General features: G+C 37.4%; 2 protein-coding genes. Both read right to left on the reverse strand.

Annotated elements, in window-relative coordinates:
* Positions 1–237 precede the first annotated feature (237 nt).
* Complete coding sequence (locus R3333_RS14445) at positions 238–936, reverse strand: TrkA family potassium uptake protein (protein WP_318959465.1); 699 nt, start codon at positions 934–936, stop codon at positions 238–240.
* 27 nt (positions 937–963) lie between these two features.
* The coding region (locus tag R3333_RS14450; protein ID WP_318959466.1) for a trans-sulfuration enzyme family protein at positions 964–1,785 on the reverse strand (822 nt) is incomplete at its 5' end.

Consider the following 1,785-nt stretch of genomic DNA (forward strand, 5'->3'; position numbering starts at 1 on the left):
AAGAAGCAATACAAATTAATGGCAACAAGTACCTTAATTTATTCAATATCATGATTTTATTATTTTAGCAACAGAGCGAATATAACAATGTTAAAATAAAATTACCCTATGATAAACGACATTAAATTGGAATCCTAGAATTATGCGCGTCATTTAAAATGCACGAACAATCAATCGAAAAGGGCTGAATGGGTGATTAAACGTAAAAAAGGGAAGATTTCACTCTTCCCTTTTTCTTTATACTTTATTTATATCTATAAATCTCTGAACATGCTTTTCTGTCCCAAAGACGACAAGAGTGTCTCTAGATTCTATAACTGTATCTGAGTTTGGAACCCCAACCACGTGTTTCTCAACACAGTAGTCACCGTCTTTTTTAACATCGTACTCTCTTTTTAAAGTAACCAGGGTTAACTTGTACTTGTTTCTAAAATCGATATCGTCTATCGTTCTACCCACTGTACCTTTAGGCGGTTTAATTTCAGCAATCTCATAGTCATCTGGTAACTGCAAGAAAGAAAGTATGCTTGGGTTTAATAATTGCTCACGTACAACAAAGGCAACCTCATCTTCTGGTGTAAGAATTTCTGTAATCCCAATCTTCTCTAAAATCAAAGTTTGGTGAGCTCCACTGGCTCTAGCAATGATTCTTTTCACCCCTAAGTCCATTAAATGAACACAGGTTAAAACTGTAGCTTCAAAGTTTTCACCTATCGCCACAACGGCTGCATCCATTTCTACAATATTCTGAGAAGCTAGAGCTTTCTGATCTGTAGTATCCAAAGAAACGGCAAAAGCTACTTCATCTTTGATTGCCTCAATCTTTTCCTCACTGTTATCGAAACAAAATACCTGCGCTCCTTTTTCTGCGAGTCGTTTAGCAATATTTGCTCCGTATCTTCCTACACCTATTACGGCAAATTTACTGAATACCATATCTTAATTTTTCTTCTATCTATACTATTAAGCCAAAGCTTGTTCTAAGTCTGCTATTAAATCTTCTGCATCTTCTATACCTACGCTTAAACGTATTAAAGAATCTACTATCCCTGCTTTTTCTCTCTCCTCTTTGGGAATCGCAGCATGGGTCATTGTTACTGGATGACCACATAAAGATTCCACACCTCCTAAAGATTCTGCCAAAGCAAAGACCTTCATTTTGGCCAATACCTTGTGGGCATTCTCCATTTTGTTTCCTTTTAAAGAAAAAGAAATCATTCCCCCAAAGCCTCTCATTTGTGCTTTGGCGATTTCATGGTTTGGATGACTTTCAAAGCCTGGCCAATACACCTTTTCCACTTTCGGATGTGCAGCCAAAAAATGCGCAATCGCCTCTCCATTTTTGCAATGCGCTTCCATCCTTAAATGCAAGGTCTTAATTCCTCTTAAAACTAAAAAAGAATCCATAGGTGCCGTTATAGCTCCAGAAGAATTTTGAATGCGATACATTTCTTTTGCAATTGCTTCATCATCTGTAACCAAAGCCCCCATTACTACATCTGAATGACCTCCCAAATATTTCGTTGCTGAATGCATGACCACGTCTGCTCCAAGATCTATAGGGTTTTGTAAATAAGGTGTAGCAAAAGTATTATCTACCCCCAACATACAATTTGCTGCTTTCGCCACCTCAGCCATTGCTTGGATATCTATGATATTCATCATAGGATTTGTTGGCGTTTCTACCCAAATCAATTTGGTGTTTTCATTTACATGCGCCTTTACCTGCTCGGTAGTACTCATGTCTACAAAGTGAAACTTAATACCGTAATTGGCAAATATGGT

It is taken from the genome of Lishizhenia sp. (genome assembly GCF_033720595.1).
In the GTDB taxonomy this organism is placed as follows: Bacteria; Bacteroidota; Bacteroidia; order Flavobacteriales_D; family Crocinitomicaceae; genus Lishizhenia.

What these genes read in the sequence shown, in the direction of transcription:
- R3333_RS14445 (WP_318959465.1), bottom strand. Translation starts at nt 936, where the DNA reads ATGGTATTCAGTAAATTTGCCGTAATAGGTGTAGGAAGATACGGAGCA.